This is a genomic window from Acinetobacter sp. IK40 (genome assembly GCF_035615075.1).
Classification (GTDB): domain Bacteria; phylum Pseudomonadota; class Gammaproteobacteria; order Pseudomonadales; family Moraxellaceae; genus Acinetobacter; species Acinetobacter courvalinii.
Map to the genome: position 1 here is coordinate 1 of NZ_JANBOE010000015.1, position 22177 is coordinate 22177.

22 protein-coding genes are annotated in these 22177 nt (G+C 38.5%); 14 read left to right on the forward strand and 8 right to left on the reverse strand.

Annotated elements, in window-relative coordinates; translation table 11 throughout:
• Nucleotides 1–204: 204 nt before the first annotated feature.
• The gene (locus MSG93_RS18600) at nt 205–516 is read left to right on the forward strand and encodes a hypothetical protein (RefSeq protein WP_228711789.1); all 312 of its coding nucleotides are present in this window, start codon (nt 205–207) and stop codon (nt 514–516) included.
• 1 nt (nt 517) lies between these two features.
• Complete coding sequence (locus MSG93_RS18605; protein ID WP_004699700.1) at nt 518–1447, forward strand: hypothetical protein; 930 nt, start codon at nt 518–520, stop codon at nt 1445–1447.
• Between the two features lie 71 nt (nt 1448–1518).
• On the opposite strand, the gene MSG93_RS18610 is transcribed toward MSG93_RS18605, so the two are convergent.
• Both MSG93_RS18610 and MSG93_RS18615 read right to left on the reverse strand, forming a co-directional pair.
• Nucleotides 1519–2028 carry a hypothetical protein gene (locus MSG93_RS18610; RefSeq protein WP_004699703.1) on the reverse strand — a complete coding sequence of 170 codons (510 nt, stop codon included), beginning with the start codon at nt 2026–2028 and terminating at the stop codon, nt 1519–1521.
• Nucleotides 2029–2141: 113 nt separating this feature from the next.
• Nucleotides 2142–3263: a hypothetical protein gene (locus MSG93_RS18615; RefSeq protein ID WP_005003187.1), complete on the reverse strand. Its 1122-nt coding sequence runs from the start codon at nt 3261–3263 to the stop codon at nt 2142–2144.
• An 800-nt stretch (nt 3264–4063) separates the two neighbouring features.
• Between MSG93_RS18615 and MSG93_RS18620 the strand changes: the two genes are divergently transcribed.
• The 4 genes from MSG93_RS18620 to MSG93_RS18635 all read left to right on the forward strand — a co-directional run bounded on the left by MSG93_RS18620 (nt 4064) and on the right by MSG93_RS18635 (nt 7820).
• Nucleotides 4064–4381 (forward strand): hypothetical protein, encoded by a 318-nt coding sequence (locus MSG93_RS18620; RefSeq protein ID WP_004801552.1) that lies wholly within the window; start codon nt 4064–4066, stop codon nt 4379–4381.
• A 63-nt stretch (nt 4382–4444) separates the two neighbouring features.
• Entirely contained in the window at nt 4445–5500 is a 1056-nt protein-coding gene (locus MSG93_RS18625; RefSeq protein WP_004801549.1) for a DUF932 domain-containing protein, read from the forward strand.
• Between the two features lie 146 nt (nt 5501–5646).
• Nucleotides 5647–6774, forward strand: coding sequence for a YqaJ viral recombinase family protein (locus MSG93_RS18630; protein ID WP_004801545.1), 1128 nt, complete (start codon nt 5647–5649; stop codon nt 6772–6774).
• Between the two features lie 146 nt (nt 6775–6920).
• Entirely contained in the window at nt 6921–7820 is a 900-nt protein-coding gene (locus tag MSG93_RS18635) for a hypothetical protein (RefSeq protein ID WP_004801544.1), read from the forward strand.
• 103 nt (nt 7821–7923) lie between these two features.
• Here the strand turns inward: MSG93_RS18635 and MSG93_RS18640 are convergent, their stop codons facing one another.
• The 3 genes from MSG93_RS18640 to MSG93_RS18650 all read right to left on the reverse strand — a co-directional run bounded on the left by MSG93_RS18640 (nt 7924) and on the right by MSG93_RS18650 (nt 9537).
• Nucleotides 7924–8193: a hypothetical protein gene (locus MSG93_RS18640; RefSeq protein ID WP_004722342.1), complete on the reverse strand. Its 270-nt coding sequence runs from the start codon at nt 8191–8193 to the stop codon at nt 7924–7926.
• Between the two features lie 14 nt (nt 8194–8207).
• Nucleotides 8208–9089 (reverse strand): copper resistance D family protein, encoded by an 882-nt coding sequence (locus tag MSG93_RS18645; RefSeq protein WP_004801541.1) that lies wholly within the window; start codon nt 9087–9089, stop codon nt 8208–8210.
• 67 nt (nt 9090–9156) lie between these two features.
• Nucleotides 9157–9537 carry a copper resistance CopC family protein gene (locus MSG93_RS18650; protein ID WP_004722340.1) on the reverse strand — a complete coding sequence of 127 codons (381 nt, stop codon included), beginning with the start codon at nt 9535–9537 and terminating at the stop codon, nt 9157–9159.
• Between the two features lie 281 nt (nt 9538–9818).
• Here MSG93_RS18650 and MSG93_RS18655 point away from each other — a divergent pair, with 281 nt between their 5' ends.
• On the forward strand, nt 9819–12182 hold the full coding sequence (locus tag MSG93_RS18655) for a heavy metal translocating P-type ATPase (RefSeq protein ID WP_005003192.1): 2364 nt from the start codon (nt 9819–9821) through the stop codon (nt 12180–12182).
• A 78-nt stretch (nt 12183–12260) separates the two neighbouring features.
• Here MSG93_RS18655 and MSG93_RS18660 read toward each other — a convergent pair whose 3' ends face one another.
• Together MSG93_RS18660 and MSG93_RS18665 are read right to left on the reverse strand one after the other, a co-directional pair.
• Nucleotides 12261–13637 (reverse strand): heavy metal sensor histidine kinase, encoded by a 1377-nt coding sequence (locus tag MSG93_RS18660; protein ID WP_324622895.1) that lies wholly within the window; start codon nt 13635–13637, stop codon nt 12261–12263.
• Nucleotides 13627–14310 (reverse strand): heavy metal response regulator transcription factor, encoded by a 684-nt coding sequence (locus MSG93_RS18665; protein WP_004722337.1) that lies wholly within the window; start codon nt 14308–14310, stop codon nt 13627–13629. Before MSG93_RS18665 ends, MSG93_RS18660 begins: the two co-directional genes overlap by 11 nt.
• Nucleotides 14311–14460: 150 nt before the next feature.
• Here MSG93_RS18665 and MSG93_RS18670 point away from each other — a divergent pair, with 150 nt between their 5' ends.
• The 3 genes from MSG93_RS18670 (at nt 14461) to MSG93_RS18680 (ending at nt 17739) form a co-directional block, all read left to right on the forward strand.
• On the forward strand, nt 14461–14811 hold the full coding sequence (locus tag MSG93_RS18670; protein WP_004801531.1) for a hypothetical protein: 351 nt from the start codon (nt 14461–14463) through the stop codon (nt 14809–14811).
• Between the two features lie 89 nt (nt 14812–14900).
• Nucleotides 14901–16868 (forward strand): multicopper oxidase domain-containing protein, encoded by a 1968-nt coding sequence (locus tag MSG93_RS18675; protein WP_062846547.1) that lies wholly within the window; start codon nt 14901–14903, stop codon nt 16866–16868.
• A complete protein-coding gene (locus MSG93_RS18680; protein ID WP_004801527.1) occupies nt 16855–17739 on the forward strand; it encodes a copper resistance protein B in 885 nt (294 codons plus the stop codon). Before MSG93_RS18675 ends, MSG93_RS18680 begins: the two co-directional genes overlap by 14 nt.
• A gap of 49 nt (nt 17740–17788) precedes the next feature.
• Here the strand turns inward: MSG93_RS18680 and cadR are convergent, their stop codons facing one another.
• Nucleotides 17789–18193 carry a Cd(II)/Pb(II)-responsive transcriptional regulator gene (cadR, locus tag MSG93_RS18685; RefSeq protein WP_004699715.1) on the reverse strand — a complete coding sequence of 135 codons (405 nt, stop codon included), beginning with the start codon at nt 18191–18193 and terminating at the stop codon, nt 17789–17791.
• An 84-nt stretch (nt 18194–18277) separates the two neighbouring features.
• On the opposite strand from cadR, the gene MSG93_RS18690 reads away from it, so the two are divergent.
• The 4 genes from MSG93_RS18690 to MSG93_RS18705 all read left to right on the forward strand — a co-directional run bounded on the left by MSG93_RS18690 (nt 18278) and on the right by MSG93_RS18705 (nt 22175).
• Nucleotides 18278–19558 carry a cation transporter gene (locus MSG93_RS18690; protein WP_004699717.1) on the forward strand — a complete coding sequence of 427 codons (1281 nt, stop codon included), beginning with the start codon at nt 18278–18280 and terminating at the stop codon, nt 19556–19558.
• Nucleotides 19559–19568: 10 nt separating this feature from the next.
• Nucleotides 19569–19826, forward strand: coding sequence for a FeoA family protein (locus MSG93_RS18695; protein ID WP_004699719.1), 258 nt, complete (start codon nt 19569–19571; stop codon nt 19824–19826).
• Complete coding sequence (feoB, locus tag MSG93_RS18700; protein ID WP_004699721.1) at nt 19816–21645, forward strand: ferrous iron transporter B; 1830 nt, start codon at nt 19816–19818, stop codon at nt 21643–21645. Before MSG93_RS18695 ends, feoB begins: the two co-directional genes overlap by 11 nt.
• Before the next feature lie 125 nt (nt 21646–21770).
• The gene (locus MSG93_RS18705) at nt 21771–22175 is read left to right on the forward strand and encodes a hypothetical protein (protein WP_004699723.1); all 405 of its coding nucleotides are present in this window, start codon (nt 21771–21773) and stop codon (nt 22173–22175) included.
• Nucleotides 22176–22177: the final 2 nt, after the last annotated feature.

Sequence of the window (22177 nt, forward strand, 5' to 3'; positions counted from 1 at the left end):
TTATAATCAGCGAAGAATTCAAAAGAGTTTGGATTTTAAAACGCCAAATCAAATAGCAGAGAACTTTTATCGGTTAGCTGCCTAGCATATCCCAAGTGAAAGTCTCCTGCTAATTCAGCACATATCAGTTTTTTCTTTCTCGATGGTCGTAAACACTCACAGGACATTAAGTTAGCACAACAGATTGGTGAGGTCTGGAAAAGAGTGATTGGTGATGAGGGGACTTACTATAATTGCAATATTGATGCTCACAATGGCAAATACAAAGATGTCGGTATTGGCACCTTACATCGCAGTGATAAACAAAAATACGAGTATTTGATTAAAGCCATCCGTTATATAACCAAAAGAGACCAATTCATTGTGCATAAAAGGATTAAGCAGGATGAAGAGAATGAGCAAAACCTTAGAAATGATAAAGCCTACTTCATACGTGTATTTGGTAAAAATATTGCTAAGGATGTTGCGATAAAAATGGGTAAATCTCTTAAAAATACTGGTCAAAAGGAGGCATGAAATGACTCATTATTCAGCGACTCCTCAAGCACACTATATACCGCAGACACCAATTATCCCATTCATGCTGGATGTTAATACTCATTTGTTCTTAGGACAGAGTATTCAAAATGCAGCTCAAATTGAAAATGGGAAACTAGCGGTTATGGATAAACGATCACCCAAATGTTTGGATAAGAATTATCGTATATTTTTAAATTCTCTACCTTGGCTGCATTATCACCGTTTGGTATTACATGGATTTCAACTAAATCCTTATTGGGCTGCAATCTTTGATACAGTAGGCTTTTCTCATTACGGTAATATGAATTACCTTGTAGAGAATGCAGAGCTTATTCATGATCAATTTAAACATAAGTTTCTGAAACGACGGATTGCACTGGAATATACAAAATTTATTGAACCAATTAATGAAAGTATTAAATTCCAAAAGGCATTGTTTAAACGTTGTCTAGACAAACATAAGCAGATCAATTGTATGATCTATGATTTACCTTGTATGTTTACTATTCCCTTACAATTTGATGCCGAAGTTAAATTACCAAAACTTGCTAGTAAATGGCTGGAAAGATTACATCAATCCGAAGAATTAGCTGGCAAGCTGTATGATGTGCAATGGCGTATTGTGAAATCACTGAATGGATTTTATTCAGTCCATGCCATCATTTATGTGATTGGTGATGAGTGTAAATATTCTGATTTTATCTTACGGGTATGGAGAGGGGCTTGTTTACACAAGGGACATGAGCTTGTGCAAGGATCACCTTATTTGGTTTGGGAAAAACACTGTTACTTTGCGGACAGTGATATGCGTAGCTACTGGAGTAAACAGCTTGAGTTTCTAAATGGCCCCCTCAAACTTTATCGGTATATGAGTCAGCATATTTCCTATTTATGGCAAAGCTATACAGGGAATATCCCTGCTAAGTAAACTTTTCAAATATAAGGCGCTCTGATTAGAACGCCTTTTTTATGCTTGTATAAATCGCTGTGATTAAATCTCTAAAAATTATAGGTATAGGTCAAACCACTGTTGGTGGTGATGGTCACTTCACGGACATATTCAGCGGAACAGCCCAAGTAGACTTTTGCCACTGAGCCATAGCGCATATTTTGGTAATCGTAAGTGCCTTTGCTTCTGCAATTACCACGGTTGATTAAAACCCCTGTGATGGTGGTTGGCGCATCGTTCAAGGACATGATGTTTAACAAATCGGTATAGCCTGTCATGGAGTATTGTGATTCTTCACGACGGACACGGACTTCAAATTGTTCTTGTACAGTGGGTTCAGTCCCTTCCTCAGCATTATATGACTCATCTTCCAGAAAGGATTTATCAACGGCTGGAAAATCATCTTCAGATTGAGGCGGAGTTTCAGTCGCATCAGCAGTGCTATGCTCACTTGTTTGAGTTGGGGTATCCTTTGGTTTTGGTGCATCGTTACCTGAATTACACGCAGTTAAAGTCAGTAGCAACACACTGGATAAAACAATCGATGGAATAAAATTCATTACACATGCCTATATTTAATCGAATATTGTGATCTACAGGGTTGGGTGAAAGCCCAACTCTGTGTATTTAATTGTTTGGTCAATCAATTTTTTACTTTTTATAAAAGTGGGAATTACTCATCGATCTTTTTAAATACCTTTTCGATCGGCGTGTAGTTTTCCAAGCTAAAATCAAAAGGAATTGGCTTTTTCAGTGTCACATCAAATTGCTTTAATCGAGCATTTTCTATGCCGTTGAAATGTTTGCGTTGAAAGGACATGGTGCTCGGTTCAAGGATGGCAATCGGTTCATTCGCAGAATCAGCTTGAGTGTTGTTGGCCTGATAAATGACTAAGCTCTCTAATTCCAATTTATGATTATTGAAGTTAAAAATGTAACCGACATACTTCTGTCCACCAGCCGTAATAATATTTTGTGCTAACTCTGGCGTGGATGGGGCTGTGAAATTCACAATAAGATCAGATGCGAAATTCATATTCTCAAAATGTAATTGTTTCGAATCAGCATCGTAATAAACAAAATTATCAATCGGACCATTTGGTCGATCATTCGGTGTATAGCTGCTTGGCATAAACAGACTTTGACCAGACGTAGCATTTAAACTGAGTTCTAAAAGCTTCAAGTCATAATTTAGATGGGCATTTTTAGTATCCAACTCATTTTGAAGTGTCTGAATACGTTGTTGATATTGTTCTGTACTCTCAAATTGATCTTTTTGTGGTGGAGTCACCTGCATTGTCGATCTTATATAATTGATTGCCGTATCATGCGCTGCACGCAAAGAATAGTCATCACCTAAAGCAAAAGTGAATGCAGGAAACTGTTGATCAGTATGTCCGATCACTAAAACTTGATTGTTTTTTAAAGCCAGCACATTTCTTAAATCATTGAGAATGGACTGGAAATACACGCAGTTTGCACAATAATCTGCAACATCGTCATTTTCAGCAAACATCTGCAATCCATAGATGGTTTTATACGGTGGATAAAAGGAAAAATACCCCTCATCTTTGATGAGTTCCTGAAAGTCTTCTCCAGTCTTTGTTAGCGGAGGTGTAATTTTATTGCGAGCGATAATCAAAGGAGAAGAAACAGCCTGTGCAGGGACAGCATCATTCAATGACATGTTTTCAATCTTTTGAGATAGTTCTTTATTCTCTACATCATCTTGTTGTGGTTTTGAGCAGCCGACCAACGCAAGGCTGGTGAGCAGCGCAATTGAAATGTATTTCATCCTATTATTTTCCCCATCCAATATTTTTTAAGTTTTTAAAAATGAATTATGAAATTGCCTGTAATTTCAAATACATTTTGCTTGGCTGTCATAGGCTCTAGCGATGCTGTTACTGAGCACAATAAGGACAACCAAAATAAGCTGTGCGATGAATTTCATGATTTTTATCCAGCACAAAACACCACTGACCAAAATGGATGCAGCAGTTAATTGATGCCTTGAGTCAATCAGGACACAGTGAAAGCGTGTGATAAATGAATTGGAATAAAATGCCTGAGAGGCAGAGAAAGTGCAGGGGAATAATAAAGCACAGTAAATTGCGTCATGGTTGACTCCTAGATGAATTAGAAGTTCTACCGAATCACTGTCAATTGATTATGGTGGCAGAACGAAAAGGGGTTGACAGACTGGACATCTAGAACCAGCACGCGCGAACGCGTCCCCCTCCCGTTCTACCGCAAAGGGGGACGAGAAGGTTTTTACACATACAAAGAATACTCAGATGAATAAACTCCGATGCGCTAGATGAGCGGTCTGTCAAAACCGACTGACAATGTAGGTCAGCCCTTGCATCATAATCGCTGCTAAAAAACAGGTCAATTGATCTGTTTAATCATCATTCAAAAATTGCCTAAAACTGATGAAAAAAAACGCATTCTAAAAAAATACAAATACATAGCATCTAATTGAGAACAGTGTTTCTCCATTTGAGATAGCACCAATACATGCTTCAGCTACATTGCAATCATTTTGCCTGCTTCCCCAGCAGGTTTTTTTATTCATTTACAGGAAATACCACAATGAGTTTGCCATGTCCTTATTGCCAGTCCCGAGAGACGGTACTGCTTGAATCAACCCAACATTTACCCAGTACCTCAACCAATAACCCCATTTCCAATAGTGTGATGTCACCGATGGCACTTGCCACATTAGGAGTGAGTGTTTCCAAAAGCCTGAATATTCCTCCAATTGCAGGTGCAATCGTTGGGGTACTGATTGGCGGTATCTGGATGTTGATCACTGAAGATGAACAGCAACAACCGCTTCACCCAACTTATCGCAAACAGTATTACTGCAACAACTGTGACCGCAGCTTTAGCCCGAATTTACGCAATTAAGTATTTAGCAAAATTTAAATCGAACCCTTTTACCCATTCAAAATCGATACAGGAATTATTCTTATGGCACATTTAGTTGAAACTATGGCATTCACTGGACAAACCCCTTGGCATGGGTTAGGCAATGAACTCACACCAAACCAACCCATCGAGGTTTGGGCACAACAAGCAGGCATGGACTGGCGGATAGAATCCTCGGATGTCAATTACATGGCACAGAATGAACGTGGACAAAGCATCATCATGCCTTTTGAAGAACAACGAGTGCTTTACCGTTCAGATACGCATGCACCTTTATCCGTGGTCAGCCAACGCTTTCAAGAAGTCCAACCGATGGAAATCCTACACTTCTACAAAGACCTGACGGAGCAATCAGGCTTTGAACTGGAAACCGCAGGGGTACTGAAAGGTGGCAAGAAATTCTGGGCATTAGCCAAGACTGGACAGACTTCAGCACTCAAGGGTAAGGATGTGAGTAATGGCTATATTCTACTAGCGACGGCTTGTGATGGCACTCTAGCAACCACTGCACAGTTCACCAGTATCCGGGTGGTATGTAACAATACTTTGGCAATTGCTCTCAAAGGACAAAATACCAGTGCAGGTGTGGTTAAAGTCCCACACAGCACTCGTTTCGATGCTGAGAAAGTTAAACAACAGTTGGGTATTTCAGTCCGTGCATGGGATGAACACATGTATGAAATGAAACAACTGAGCCAGCGTAAGGTAACTCAGCAGGAAGCAGCAGCCTTCTTTGATGCGGTGTTTAACAATACCAACCTAACTATGGCTGAACAAGATGAAAGCATCATTCAGTTCTATCGAAATGCTGCTATGCCAAACCAAGGCATCAACACCCCAACCAAAGCGGACAATAAAACCGAGCCAAATGGACGTGCCATGTCGAAAGTCATGACCATGTTTAACGGACATGGACGTGGTGCAGAACTGAGTTCAGCCAAGGATACCGCTTATGGATTATTGTGCAGCATCACCGAGTTCTGTGACCATGAACGTCGAGCGATGAGTACCGATCATCGACTCGATTCAGCATGGTTTGGTGCAGGGGCTGCCATTAAACAGCGTGGTCTGGAACAGGCATTGAGAATGATTGCCTAAATTCAGTTTCAATTAAGCCAGCTCCATTAGCCTAAGCATACAGTAACACCGTACAAGCACAGCAACACCTTTAGCCGCACCCTCATGCGGCTTTTTTATGCCCAAAATTCAGCTTTTACGATTTTATCGATACAGGAATAATTGCAATGAATAGTCATACTCAAATTCAAAACACGCTAAATAACCCACCACTACAACCCTATTTACCGAATCTAAATCAATCCATTCAGCAGATTGAGGTGGGAACCCGAACCAAACGAGATCGACCGAATACGCAACCACGAAAGACCAAAGCCCTTACAGCAAAAAGACTTGCCAACACCAAACAGATGAACTATCAACAATGGTTAGAAGTCAGAAAACAGGGTATTGGCAGCAGTGATGCAGCAACGGCCTGTGGACTGAATCCCTATATGTCGATGCTGGAACTGTGGATGATCAAGACAGGGCGGATGCAACAAAACATCGAGGATGAAAGTGCAGGTTACGCACCCTTGTACTGGGGAAAAAAGCTAGAACCTTTGGTGGCTGAATACTACAGCATGCACACCAATCATAAAGTCCGTCGAGTTAATGCAGTATTGCAACACCCTGATGAAGACAAACAGTTTATGTTGGCGAACTTGGATTATGCTGTAGTCGGTAATGAAGAAGTGCAAATTTTGGAATGTAAAACCGTGGGGGAATATGGCGCAAAACTATGGCGAGATGGCGTGCCTTTATATGTGCTGTGTCAGGTACAGCATCAATTGGCAGTGACAGGTAAACAGGCAGCGCATATTTGTGCCTTGATCTGTGGGCATGAAACCAAAATCTATAAAGTGACTCGTAATGAAACTGTGATTCAGCACATCATTAATGCGGAACGTCATTTCTGGCAATGTGTCGAAACAGGTATTCCACCCAGTGTAGATGCTTCGGATTCAGCAGCTAAAGCCTTGCAACAACTTTATCCTGAACAGATTCCATTAACAGTAGAAGACCTGACCCAAAATGAACAAGCTAATTATTTGTTTAATCAGTTACTAGAGGAGCGACATAAAGTTGAACAACACCAGCAGTATTTTGATGAACTGAAACATCAACTACAAATGATGATGAAAGAAGCAGAGCGAGCGGTATTTACAGGTGGTTCAGTCACATGGAAGAAATCACAAGACTCAATCAGCCTAGACAGTAAATCATTGCTTAAACAGCATCCTGAATACCTACAGCAATTTCCCCAAACCAAAGCAGGAACACGACGCTTTCAGATTTATCCGAATGGTGGATAGGGCTGATACCCAAGTAACCCATTTCAATTTAACTAACACCCCAACCAACTGATCCCATACCCCAAACAAGTATGGGATTTTTTATGCCCAAAATTTATTTATCCAAATTTAAACGCCATTTCAACATCTATATAGAGTACATCATCATGATTAAAGGTTTAGCTATTACCCCACCTGTGTTGGGGCGTATCAGTATCGGCAAAATTGTCGAAAAGAATGGAAAACGTCTGCCTGAAAAAGATGATCAATTTACCATTACCAGCCAAATCCAAAATAAAGATGGGTGGGTCAAACATCCACTGGATGAGCAACTACGTGCCAAAGCGCCCAATCAGAACCAAAAGCTGAGAAGCATTCCAGTCCGCATGATCTTCAATGATCCCGATCTCAACTTAAGAGCAGAGTACAGCCTATTTGACCGCCAAACTGGACGTTTAATCTGTTCAGGCAATGGCGAAAGCTGTCAGCGACTCGGTCAAAATGGCATTGAACAACATCCTTGTCCATCCCCTGATTTATGTCCATTGGCACAGGGTGGATTATGCAAGCCCTATGGCAGACTCTACGTCAACTTAGATGAATCAGATGAGTTTGGTACTTTCATCTTTAGAACCACAGGCTTTAACAGCATCCGCACTTTGGCAGCTCGACTTCGTTACTATCACGCAGCATCGGGTGACTTACTTTCTTGTTTGCCATTGCAATTGACCTTGCGAGGTAAAAGCACCACACAAAGTTACCGTACCCCGATCTACTACGTGGATCTGACTTTACGTGATGGCACAAACCTGAAAGATGCGATTAGTTCAGCCAAACAGATGGATGAACAAAGTAAGACAGCAGGGTTCTATCAGGAGGCTTTGGATCATGTGGCACGGCAGGGTTATGGTAATGCCTGCTTTGAGGTGGGAGGTGAAGAGGGTTTGGATATAGTGGAGGAGTTTTACAGCGTTGAATCTCAAACAGAGCATCAGCAAACGCATGATCTCACTCATGTTCAAGATATTCAGAAAGGCTTACAGCAGTCGGTTCAAGCTCTGAATTAAATACTGTTGGGGGCTAAGAAGCCCCCAACAGTAATATTGCTACTATTTTTTATTAAAAAATTTGAACTACTTATTGAATCAATAAACATTACTTAAGTATCGTTTATTTGGAGGGCGGTAGTACGTTAGGCTTTTGTAACATTAATCCATTTATAACTTTTTGTTGTCTACTATCTTCATTACGTAGTTGTTTATCTTTAGAATGATGGTCTTTATTCTCTTCGACTTTGGTGTCGCCATGATTATGATCAGTGATATTACGTAATTCGGTATCATCTAAGGAGCGAATCGTTTTTGAAGTGCTAGGTTCAGCCCATGATGTCGTATTCAAAAAAATGAAAAATAATAAATTGTACTTCATCCATGAAGTCATAGCGTGATCCTTTTTTACTCAATACCGACTACAGTGGTGATATAACCAGTGGCTAAAAGAATTGATAGACCTAATGACATCTCAAATAAAATGGCATAGCCCAATTGTTTCGCAAATTTCGGGTCTTGTAAGCGAGGTGTGAAATACCATTTGTTAAAGGCTGCTAACAATAAAATACTTAGGACAAATAATATTTTAATAATAAATCCATGCCCATAAGGTGTATTGATTAGAGTATTAAAATCTTTAAAGAGTAATAAAGCAATACTAAGACCACAAGCGATGAGTATTCCTACAATAAAGGCTGCTATTTGCCCAAATAGATGCATACGTTCTTTAAGTGGTAAGCCATTAATTTTTTTGCTTGTTTTCCATAATGGATAAAGCGACCCCATCCATAAGGACATTACAAGTACATGTATTGATAACAAAGCTTGAGCGAATAAGGGTAAATTCGTGACGTGTCCGAGTTGTGAAAAACTTAAAACGATTGGTGTGAGCAGTATGGTAAAGATTGCTCCTTCAGTTTTGGAAATATCAATCGTCCCTTTACTAAGTTTGACTATCATAAATATGAGTAAAAGTGCAAAACTGATTGATCGAATGATAGAGACATGTCCAGTAGGAGTATTGACTAGTATATTTATATAGTTGCTATCCCACATACCTGAAAGGCCAGTGTTGGCAAAACTTCCTATAAGAATGAAGAAGCCGAGAACACTTGAAAAAAGGCCTAAACCTGTACCAATAGTCATGTATTTTAGAATAGTCTCCTTGATTTCAACATAACGTCCAAGTAAGAAATAGCAGAAAGCACCGCCAATAACAAATGCAATCCCTAAATATAAAATGACTTTAACCAACCATGTTGCATATATCCAAGTCTCAGGAATCATATTTTTCTCCCTTTATTATAGCAACATGCCAGCAAGCTGCTGGCATGTTGACTATTTTCACTCATTGTTATTTTGCCGATTTAATAGTGAAATTATATTCACCATTCATGTTATGGCCATCGGTACCCATTGTGGTCCAAACCACCGTATATTTTCCTTTTTTTAGTTTTGGAACCGCTACGTCAAATGATTTTTTCATATCATGAGTTATTTGGTAGTTCAAAGGGATATCCTTACGTTGGGCATCAAGTAACTTAACGTTCATTAGCATGACTTCTTCACCAAAATTGAGTGTTATGTTTTTTGGTTGACTTGCTACAGAAGCATTGATCGCAGGAATTGCACTTTCAAGTTTCACGTGTGCAAATGCACTTGAAGCAGTAACAATCAGTGTTGCACCTACGAGAGTGTTACGTAGAGCTGACATTTTATTTTTGAAAATTTTCATTTCTTCATCCTCTTTAAACTAATCTTGGGCTCAGTAATGACCGAATGAAATGCATCAATTGGTTGCTTGGTCATCACCTTTCTCATGCTTATTATTAAAGGATGAGAGAAACATCCCGATGACTTCAAAATTACATTTTTGTCATTTTAAAAATTAAAAAACCACAAGTGGTACACTGGCTTTAAAGAAAACAATGATCACTAAACAAACTAATAAGAGGGAGTCTATTTCCATCTTAATGAAATTATTAATTTAAAAAATTAAATATGAAGGAGGCTTTTATGGACCATCATCATGAAAACAAAGTACTCAATAACAGACTTACTGACCCTGTCTGTGGTATGACAGTTACAGAAGCATCCAAGTTTTATGAAGAAGTTAAAAATAGAACTTTTTACTTTTGTAGTGAGAAATGCCACATAAAGTTTAAAAGTGATCCTCATTTTTATATTACTAAAGTTGAGAATGTAGTTACGTTAAAAGAACCACAAAAGAGGGATGGTGAGGATTCAAATGAAGTTAATCAGCCTGCTCATGTTAATACCTTCACGATATACACTTGTCCAATGCATCCTGAAATTAGACAGAACCATGCGGGAAATTGTCCGATCTGTGGTATGTCGTTAGAGCCTTTACTTCCTGACTTAGATGACGCTGATGAAAACCCAGAACTCAAGAATTTTAAGCATAGATTTTGGTGGACCTTACCGCTAACCATTATTGTAGTTTTCTTAGCAATGTTTGGTCATCAATTGAACTGGTTCGAAATGCAGGTGCAAAGCTGGATTGAACTTTTTCTTACCTTGCCAATAGTTTTTTGGGCGGGATGGCCATTTTTTGTTAGATGTTGGCAGTCAATCTGGAATCGGAGTCCAAATATGTGGACCTTGATTGGAATAGGTACAGGAGCTGCTTTTATATACAGCCTTGTTGGAACAATAGTACCTCAAGTATTTCCAGACTCATTTGTATCTATGGGGCGTGTTGCTGTGTATTTTGAGGCGACCGCAGCGATTATTTCTCTCACATTGTTAGGTCAAGTGCTAGAGTTAAAAGCACGTTCCCAAACTTCAGCGGCAATTAAATCCCTACTTGGGCTAGCACCTAAAACAGCAAGAAAAATCAGTGTTGATGGTATAGAAGAAGATATTCCACTATCTCATGTACACGTAGGCGATTTATTACGGATACGCCCCGGTGAAAAAGTTCCTGTTGATGGAGTCATTACAGAAGGTTCAAGCTCTGTAGATGAATCGATGTTAACTGGTGAACCTGTGCCAGTTACAAAACGTGTGGGTGATCAAGTCATTGGTGCAACAATGAACATGAATGGTTCATTGGTGATGCGATCAGAAAAAGTTGGATCATCAACCGTACTTTCTCAAATCGTGCAAATGGTTGCTCAGGCTCAACGTTCAAAAGCACCTATGCAGCGGATGGCGGATCATGTTGCAGGACGATTTGTTATGGGGGTTATAGGTATTGCTGTTCTAACTTTTTTGGGGTGGGGGCTATTCGGACCTGAACCTAGTTGGGTTTATGGATTAATCAATGCAGTAGCTGTTTTAATCATCGCATGCCCATGTGCTTTGGGATTAGCTACGCCAATGTCAATTATGGTAGCAACAGGGCGAGGTGCATCAAATGGAGTACTTTTTCGAGACGCTGCCGCAATAGAGAATCTACGTAAAATTGATACATTGATTATTGATAAAACAGGAACTTTGACAGAAGGACAACCATCATTCAATAAAGTAGTAGCCACTTCAGGATATGAAAAGAATGAAGTCCTCCGTTTAGCTGCGAGTTTAGATCAGGGCAGTGAGCATCCTTTAGCAAATGCAATTGTACGTGCCGCCCGTGAGCGAAATCTTACTTTAAGTAAACCTACTTCATTTGAATCAGGTTCAGGTATTGGTGTTAATGGAGAGATAAACGGACAAAAATTAGCGCTAGGCAATACGGCACTGATGAAGCAATTAGGGATATCTGTTAACACTCTTATTCCACAAGCAGAGGTATTAAGAGCTGAAGGTGCCAGTGTTATGTATTTGGCAGCCGATGGAAAACTGCTAGGTCTTCTGGCAGTTTCAGATCCAATCAAAGCAAGCACTCCAGAGGCCCTTTTATCGTTGGAAGACTCAGGTTTAAGAATCATCATGGCAACAGGTGATGGGCTAACTACAGCAAAATCAGTTGGGGCTAAGTTAGGAATTAGTGAGGTTTATGGTGAGGTTAAACCTGCTGATAAATTAGATTTGGTCACAAAATTGCAAAAAGAAGGGAGAATTGTTGCTATGGCTGGTGATGGAATTAATGATGCACCAGCCTTGGCTCAAGCTGATATTGGAATCGCAATGGGCACGGGTACTGATGTAGCAATGAATAGTGCCCAAGTTACATTAGTAAAAGGTGACTTACGTGGTATTGAAATTGCTCGTTCTTTATCAGAGGCAACTGTTAAAAATATGAAACAAAACTTGATGTTTGCTTTCCTCTATAATGGATTAGGTATCCCTTTGGCTGCTGGTGTACTGTATCCATTTACTGGCTGGTTACTCTCGCCTATGATTGCTGCATTAGCAATGAGCCTAAGCTCAGCATCGGTAATTGGTAATGCCTTACGATTACGTCATCAAAAATAATCACGACTTACCACTCATTAGCGTAAGTTAATGAGTGGTAAGCATCATTAGAATGAGTGCTTAATAACCGAGATATCACTAATTTTTAAAGATAATTTTAAAAGAAATATGTCCCTCGTTATAAGTCGCTTGAATGGAAGCTCCATGCACATCAAGAATAGATTTGGTAATTGCTAAACCAAGGCCAGTACCTTCTTCAACTCTCTGTCTAGATACATCTGTTCGATAAAAACGATCGAATAACCGATTAAGTTGTTCTGATGATAGTGGGGAGCTTTCATTTTCAATGATGAATGTTGTTGTATCAAAGTTTTGTTGGCATGTGATTTTGATGACCGAATCTGATTTGCCATATTTAATTGCATTCGATAACAAATTACTTAAAGCGCGGCGTAGCATTAAAGGATCACCTTTTATACTACCTGAACCACTCTGTTCGAGTGACATTCCCTTTTCAGCAGCGATAGCATCATAAAAATCAAATAATGCTGAAACTTCTTTAACTAAATTAACCTGTTGTAGGTTAGGTAAATGTAGACCATGTTCTGCTTTTGCCAAAAATAGCATATCAGAGACCATGCGAGCTAAATGCTCAAACTCTTCTAAATTTGAAAATAGAACTTCCTGATAAGTATTAATATTTCGACTACGAGATAAACATACTTGAGTTTGAGTCATCAAATTGTTAATAGGTGTTCTTATTTCATGAGCAAGATCAGATGAAAAATCTGAAAGTTTTTCTACTGCGGCTTCTAGCCGATCTAACATATCATTAAAAGCGACAGCCAGTGATTTAAGTTCGGTTGGAGTATTTTCGACTTCTAAACGTTCAGAAAGATGTTGGGCTGAGATACCCTCTGCTACTTTTGCCATTTGTTGTAATGGACGTAGCCCTCGCCATGCTGCGAACCACCCTAAGAACATTAAACAAATTGTACCCACAAATCCAATGTATAAAAGTTGACGTCTAAAGTCATTTAAGAAATGTAGATGCTCAGAGGTATCGATTCCAACAATAATCTGAGCTGATATAAACGAGTCATTATGATCAAAAGTCTTTTTATAAATTAAGCCACGATAAGTCTTATTTTTAATTTTCCATTCAAGCCATGGATCTTGTTTTGATTTGTTGAGTGCTTGGGGATGAATTACTGATGGTGCTGAGCTAAAAATAACTTGACCTGTTGGACGTTCAATCTGAACAATCAGATCGTGATGTCCAATTAAGGCATCTTTTAAATATAAATTTAGTTCTTGAGAGTTAGATGGGTTCTGTTCAAGTAGATTCTCTATAAGTTGAATTTTGCCTTCTAATTGAGTTCGGTCTTGAGCTTCAAAATGATGCATTACGAGCTTGTGAATAACCAACCCCATAATCATTAAGATGATAACAGTAGAAAGAGAAAAGATGATTGCTATACGAAAGCTGATTGCATTAAACAATTTACGAGTCATCTTCTACCTCTAAAACATACCCCATTCCACGTATGTTCTGTATCAGCTTTGGGCTAAAATTACTGTCAATTTTACTGCGCAAACGTTTGATAGCGACTTCTACAACGTTGGTATCACTATCAAAATTCATGTCCCATATTTGAGAGGCAATGAGCGTACGAGGTAATATCTCACCACGTCTACGCATAAATAATTCCATCAGCGCGAATTCTTTAGCTGTTAAGTCAATACGTTGCCCAGCGCGAGTGACGCGGCGTTTACGAAGATCAAGTTCAAGATCAGCAATTGTAATAAGGTTACTATCTTCTTTTTGTTGTCCCCGTCGGAGTAAGCTTTTAATTCGTGCTAATAACTCAGCAAAAGCAAAAGGCTTGACTAGATAATCATCAGCACCTAAATCCAAGCCTTTCACACGATCTTCAATTTGATCACGTGCTGAAAGAAAAAGAATAGGCATAGTTTTGCCACTTTTTCGGATATCATAAATGATATCCCAACCATCTAGCTTTGGAAGCATCACATCTAAAATGATGAGGTCATATTCTTCGGAAAGCGCTTGATGTTTACCAGATAATCCATCCGTTACCCAATCCGTTATATACCCAGCTTCAGATAGACCTTGTTTAAGGTAGTCACCGGTTTTTTGTTCATCTTCAACTAGTAAGATTCTCATTGATAAAAATCCCATATCACTCATTAAGAACATAATAACGTTATAAATACGTGATTCGTTGTAGATTACAAAAATGTCATTTTCATGTCACATAGATGTTTAGTGAAGGCCTTTAAGGTATTTACATAAAGTTAATTTTTGGAGCAAAACATGAAAACTCTATTCAGCCGTAGCTTAACCACTCTTATGTGTGTTGGTACTTTAATTGTAGGAACTCAGTCTTGGGCAGCAGATGTGAAACAAGGAACTACAGTTGTGTCTGAAATTAAAGCCGATTCAAAGACGCAAGAGAAATGTCAAAAACCTTGTAATATGAAGAATGATGATAAAACCCAACAGGATCATAGTCAGCATGAGCATGGTAACATGACGGATATGTCTCAGATGGATCATTCTAAGATGATGAATATGGGGCAATCTAAAATGAGTAATATGGATAATTCCAGTATGATGAACATGGACCACTCAAAGATGAACATGTCAAATACATCAAATAAATAACAAATACGATAAATGAAAGATCGGGGGAAATTAAAGCGAATAATAGGTTTGCTTGATTCTCCCATCCTTATATTAGATAGGTGAAATAAATGTCTACAAAATTAACGCATGTCCTTTTAATAGGAGTCGGTTTATTTTCATCAACTTGGGTTGTGGCAGCAGTTAAAGAATATGATTTAACAATCGCTGAGCAAACGGTGAATATCACAGGTAAGCCTTTAAAACGAATTACGGTTAATGGGAAATTTGTTGCACCTCTTCTTGAGTTTGAGGAAGGTGATGATGCTATTATTCGTGTCCATAACAAGCTAAAAAAACAAGATTCTTCTATTCATTGGCACGGGTTAATTCTACCGGGCATCATGGATGGCGTACCCGGATTTAATCAGTTTGACGGTATTGCCCCTAATAAGACCTACGAATATAAGTTTAAGGTACGCCAAAATGGTACCTATTGGTATCATTCGCATAGTAAAGGTCAAGAACAAGAGGGCTTGTATGGTCCGTTAGTCATTTACCCCAAAAATAGGACACCTTTAACTGTAGCTGAGAAAACAGATAAGGATTATGTCGTATTACTTTCAGATTTTCATGATTCAACTAGTGATAAAATCATGAATAATCTAAAGAAAGAAGCTGACTATTATCAGAACCGTCGTGAAACTGTTTTTGATGTTTTTAAACAAATTAAAAAAGATGGTTTAAAAGCAACATGGCAAGACCGTTCGATGTGGAACCAGATGCGAATGCTCAAGACAGATATGTCTGATGTGACAAAATATACTTTTTTGATGAATGGTAAGACTCCAGAACAAAATTGGACTGGTAATTTTAAGACGGGTGAAAAAGTACGTCTTCGGTTTATTAATGCCTCAGCAATGTCATTCTTTGACGTCAGAATCCCTAACTTGAAAATGACGGTAGTCAGTGCAGATGGGCAACCAGTGAAACCTGTTCCGGTTGATGAATTCAGAATAGGGACGGCTGAAACGTATGATGTTATTGTAGAACCCAAACAATCAAATTATCAAATTGAAGCAGAATCAATTGATAGGAGTGGTTTTTCAGTTGGTTCCTTACATGATGAGAATACTCCTCCAATAAATCAAATCAAAATGCCGAAGTCACGTCCTCGTTCTTTATTAACTATGGAAGATATGGGGATGGGGCATGATATGTCTTCTATGGCGGGCATGAATCACGACATGTCTTCAATGAAAGGCATGGATCATGATATGTCGCCTATGACAGACAGCTCAAAAGATCAGTCAATGTCTGGAATGAACCATGACATGTCTTCAATGAAAGGCATGGATCACGATATGTCGTCTATGACAGACAGCTCAAAAGATCAGTCAATGTCTGGAATGAACCATGACATGTCTTCAATGAAAGGCATGGATCACGATATGTCGTCTATGACAGACAGCTCAAAAGATCAATCTATGTCAGGTATGAACCATGGCATGCAAATGACTACATCTAATGCACCTACACAAGAAAAGAATGGTGATGTTGTATATGGCTGGGCAAATGCTTCAACACCTGTTGGTCAAAAAGCACTTCAATATAGTGACTTACAATCTTTAAAGCCTCAACCAGATACTCGTGCCCCTGAACGTGAAATGGAAATCCGTCTTGGTGGGAACATGGAGCGCTATATTTGGACAATTAATGGTAAGAAGTTTAATGAAACAGAACCATTCAAAGTGAAATACGGGGAACGTATACGCTTGAAATTTGTGAATGACAGTATGATGGCTCACCCAATGCACTTGCACGGTATGTTTATGCAGCTTGAAAATGGTCAAGATCCAAGTAATATGCCAAATAAACACACGATCATTGTGCCACCGGGGAAAACAGTTACAACTTTACTTACTGCTGATGAATTGGGTGAATGGGCTATCCACTGCCATTTGTTATATCACATGGCAGCTGGAATGATGAACAAACTCATTGTGGCAAATGTAGATAGCAATGATGATGATACGAAAAGTATCGTTGCCCAACCTCAAACTAGCCATGAGGGAGTGAATCAACATGCACATCACTAAACAGTTATATTCAAAAACAATTTTATCTGTTGCTTTAATTGGCTTAGCGGGTATGGCATTTGCGAATGATAATTCGACTGAAAATCTAAATAAGAGTACGTCAAGTATGAGTGTGCTTTTACGCGAATCAGGCGGATTAGGCTATGTTGAACGTAATACTGATCAAAAGTCTTCAAACAGCAAAGGGTCTGAAACTTTAGCTTTTAGCCAAAATCATATGAACGAGCATGGTGGGCAAATTTATCAGACAACTAAATTTTCCAATGAGTGGATAGTTGATAAAGATGGAAAGGGCAGCTTAGGTTCGAGTTTCGAGGCATTGATTGGAACAGATGAAAATCGAATGTTTGTTGAAGCTAATATGAATAAAGCGGAGAGTAATGATCCCAAATATGATGTATCAGCTCTTTACAGTAGAAATGTTGCACCATTTTGGGATGTACAAGCTGGGGTAAGGTATAGTGAGGACAAAAATAACCGTAATAGTAATCGCATTGATGGCGTTATTGGATTATTAGGCCTTGCACCTTATTTCTTTGAGACAAAAGCCTACCTTTATGGTGGTGAAAATAATTTTTGGGGAGCCAGTTTTGAGTTTGATCGAGATCTATTACTCACTCAAAAGCTAATTACTCAGCCATATATTGCAGCAGATATTGTGTTTAATGATAATTCTGATTTTGCTACAAAGTCAGGTTTGTCTGAGTTAAAGACAGGTCTAAAAACTCGTTACGAGATTAATAAGCGTATAAGACCATTTGTTGATGTCGCTTATCAATATGAAAAAGGACAGAAATTAACAACTTTTCAAGAAGCTACAAATTCTGAAAAGGGGTGGTTATACGGGGCAGGTATTGAATTAGTTTTCTAAATATTTTATTAAGAATGAATAATGGTGATATTCCATTATTCATTCTTAATTATTTTAAACTTACGGATAACCCTTCAAGTACTTTACAAGAGTTAATTTCCAAAAAACCAGAGCATTTGCTTCTTAAATCAGAAAGTTGTTGCTTAAGCTGAATCTGTTTTTGGATATTCTGCTCTAATTGATGAATATGTTTATCAACTAAGATGTTAATAGAACTACAGTTTCCACAAGGTTTGTCTTTGTATGCTAATAAAATTTTTATTTCGTCCAAGCTCATATTCAAAGTTCGGCAATTAAGAATAAATAGAAGTCGCTCTAAGTGGTCTTTGTTATAAAGTCGATAATTAGCTTCCGAACGATTAGGGGCTAGTAATAAAGCTTCTTTTTCATAAAACCGTATTGTAACAACAGGGCAACCGGATAGCTGAGATAATTCACCAATTTTTAAGTTCATTTCAAGTCACCTGATCTATTGACTCTATAGTAGCTATAGGGATTTTAATATGCAATACGTGAAGATATGACTATAGGCACATCAATGAGTGGTTGCGGTTGTAATCAAGAAAGTTCTTGTGAAGACACTAAGCAAAAACAAAATGAATCAAAAACAGATTCTTGTAAAATTAAAGATTTAGCTACAGAAGAAAGTGAAAGTTCTTGTTGCGATAATGAGGTACAGCAAGAACCTAACCCTGATGAAAAAGATTCATGCGGTAGTAAGCAGTCGAATTCATGCTGTGGTTCGGATTCGATAACTTCACCTGAAAAGATTAGGGGGAGTGAAGATACAGCGACTTTCATCAGTGACTATAGCATCCCGAAAATGGATTGTTCCGCAGAGGAACAAATGGTTCGGATGACTTTATCTTCATTGGTAGATGTTAAGAGCTTGGTTTTTGATTTGCCGAACCGAAACCTAAAAGTTCTGCATAATGGTGAAAGTAATGAAATCACTGCAAAACTTGAAGCTCTTGGATTTGGGGCAAAATTAAATAAAACTGAAGCTTATGAAAATAAAGAACAAGCACAAGAAGCTAGTACTTTTCTGATTCCGAAGATGGATTGTTCGGCAGAAGAGCAAATGGTAAGAATGGCACTTTCTCCCTTGCATGAAGTTAAAGGTTTATCTTTTGATTTGGCGCAAAGACAGTTAGTTGTTTTCCATACCAATGGGATTAATGAAATTACCACAAAACTTGAAGCCCTAGGTTTTGGTGCAAAGCTCGTGGAAACAGTAAAAGCCACTGGGGAATTGCCTGAAACACCAGATCCGACTAAGCAGGCGAAAGTCCTTAAATTATTACTAGCGATTAATGGTGTTCTTTTTTTTATTGAGTTCATAAGTGGAATTATTGCCGCATCGACGGGGCTCATTGCGGACTCTCTTGATATGTTTGCTGATGCGGCCGTTTACGGTATAGCACTTTACGCGGTAGGGAAAGCGGCTAAATACCAATTAAAAGCAGCTCATTTTGCAGGATGGATTCAACTTTTATTAGCTTTGATCGTTATTATTGATGTTGTCAGACGTTTCATGTTCGGTAGTGAACCAGAGTCAGATTTGATGATCATTATTGGCTTCTTAGCACTTATTGCCAATGTGACGTGCTTGTATCTCATTTCTGGGCATAGAGATGGCGGAGCCCATATGAAAGCGAGTTGGATCTTTTCAGCTAATGACGTAATAGTAAATATGGGGGTTATTTTAGCAGGTGTACTTGTTGCATGGACTGGTTCAGCTTACCCAGATTTGATTATTGGTATTCTTGTTTCACTGTTTGTACTGAATGGCGCTCGAAAAATTTTGGCGTTGAAGTAGGGTGCTGACAATGAATTTATTTCAAGTAAAGCAAGACCAGACTGTAAAAATCATTGATCTTAAAAAGGGTGAACAGTATCAAGATAAAAATGATCCTGTTCTGGAGCGTTTAGAACTGCTGGGCTTTAGAGTAGGTGAATCCTTACAAGTGCTTGCGAAAGGGCTTTTTGGTGGTGATCCTGTGTTGGTTCAAATCGAAACCTCACGTTTCGCCTTAAGAAAAAATGAAGCAGAACGAATTTTTGTAGAGATTACCAATGGACACTAAAAATATTGCACTTGTTGGTAATCCTAATTGCGGTAAAACATCACTTTTTAACACCCTCACAGGGACTCGTCAAAAAGTTGCAAATTATGCTGGGGTAACGGTAGAACGGAAAGAGGGATTTTTTAAACTGCCATCTGGTGATACCGTTCGAGTATTGGATTTGCCTGGGACTTATAGTTTAAAACCGAGCAGTTTAGATGAGGAGGTAACTAGAGCAGTATGCTTTGGTGAATTAAAAGGCGAAGTTATACCTGATATTTTTGTATGTGTTGTCGATGCTACGAATCTTCATCTTCATTTAAGTCTTGTACTTGAAGTCAGGGCTTTAAACAGACCAATGTTACTTGTTCTTAACATGATGGATGAGGTTAGAAAGCGTGGGATTTCAATTGATACAACGAAGCTATCTCAGCTTTTAGGTATTCCTGTTGTTGAGTCAGTAGCTGTAAAAACAAAAGGCATTCAGGGGCTATTGACCCAATTGGATCAAAAGAATTTGTTTGTTGCCCCTTATCATTCTGATCTGAGTCACTTTGACCAAATCAAATATATTACAAAACAAGTCATCTTGAAAAATGATAATGGTGATAAACGAACGGCTTTCTTGGACAAAATATTCTTACATCCAGTTTTTGGATTATTAATATTGACCTTTACCATGTTTGTAATGTTTCAGGCTGTCTTTATTTGGGCTCAACCGTTAATTTCCTTTGTTGAGGATTCGATTTCATGGTTTGGTGGGGCGATAGGACCTCTGATTACTCATCCACTTTTAAGAAGTTTGGTCGTTGATGGTGTAATTGCAGGTGCTGGTAGTGTACTCGCGTACATGCCTCAAATTCTGATCTTATTTTTCTTTATTTTAATTTTAGAAGAATCGGGATACTTACCTAGAGCTGCTTTTTTGTTAGATAAGCTGATGTCTAAAGCTGGTTTAAGTGGGCGTTCATTTATTCCACTACTTTCGAGCTTTGCTTGTGCAATTCCCGGAGTCATGGCGACTAGAAGTATTAGCTCTGAAAGAGATCGTTTAGCAACGATTATGATTGCACCTTTAATGACGTGTTCTGCACGACTACCTGTATATGCTTTGCTGATCGCTGCATTCATTCCAAACAAGTTGGTTTATGGTTGGCTCAGTTTACAAGGTCTAGTTCTGTTCGGGCTTTACATGTCAGGAATCGTATCCGCTTTATTGGTTTCTTTATTCCTGAAATTAGTCAGAAAAGATAAAACTGAAAGTATTTTCATTTTTGAATTACCTACATACCGTATTCCAGATGTTCGAAATGTAGCTTTGGGGCTTTATGATAGAGCAACTATATTCTTAAAAAGAGTTGGTGGAATTATTGTCGCACTTTCTATTTTATTATGGTTCTTGGTAACGTTCCCTTTACCACCTGATAATCCAACAATGCCACCAATCAATTATAGTATTGCTGGACAGTTAGGGCATCTAATCCATCCAATATTTGCTCCGATTGGATTTACTTGGGAAATTTGTATTGCTTTGATTCCTGCAATGGCAGCTCGTGAAGTGATTATTGCTGCGTTAGGGGTGATCTATGCAATGTCTGGTGATGAAGATGCAGTTACCCAGACTTTATTATCTCAAATATCTGGTCCGGATGGATGGGGGCTAGCGACAGGTATGTCATTGTTAGTTTGGTTTATCTTTGCCCCGCATTGTTTAGCAACACTAGCGACCATTCGAAGAGAAACAGGGAGTTGGAAACAACCAGTCGTAATGGCTGTATATCTCTTTTCATTGGCTTATTTATTTTCCTTTATAACTTATCAAGTTATAAGTCGGTTTTAATTTAGAAGGCGGTTGTTGATATAAACCAACAACCGCTGTTTAATGAATTAGTTTAATTAATTATAGGATTGTTATTTACAGGATAATCTGTAAAACTAAAAAGGTTAAATTTTGGTCTTGATGTTATGCACTTGTTAAGGACATGCTTATCGCTGTTTTTATCTTTTGCTATCCTAATTGTAGGATCGGCAGCAGCTGCTGCATCTGTACATAGCCCATGTTTAATGTCATCTCAAGATACACAATCCATGCAAATGATGAATTCTGAAGATCATGAAAAAGCAAGTGCTATGCACATGGATTGTATGAAAGCTGAGGTAAAGATTAAGAAGCAATTACATGATCCATCATGTATGTCTAAGCAAGATTGTATTATGTCATTTTCTAAAATTGCATATACATCTACAGCGCTGGATGTTTTGCAGTCGATGATTTTTTTACCTGCGGAACAGTCTACTTTTTCTCCATTAAATCAAAATTTCATCTCATCTGATCTTTCCAATTTATGGAAACCCCCACGCTTTAACTAATT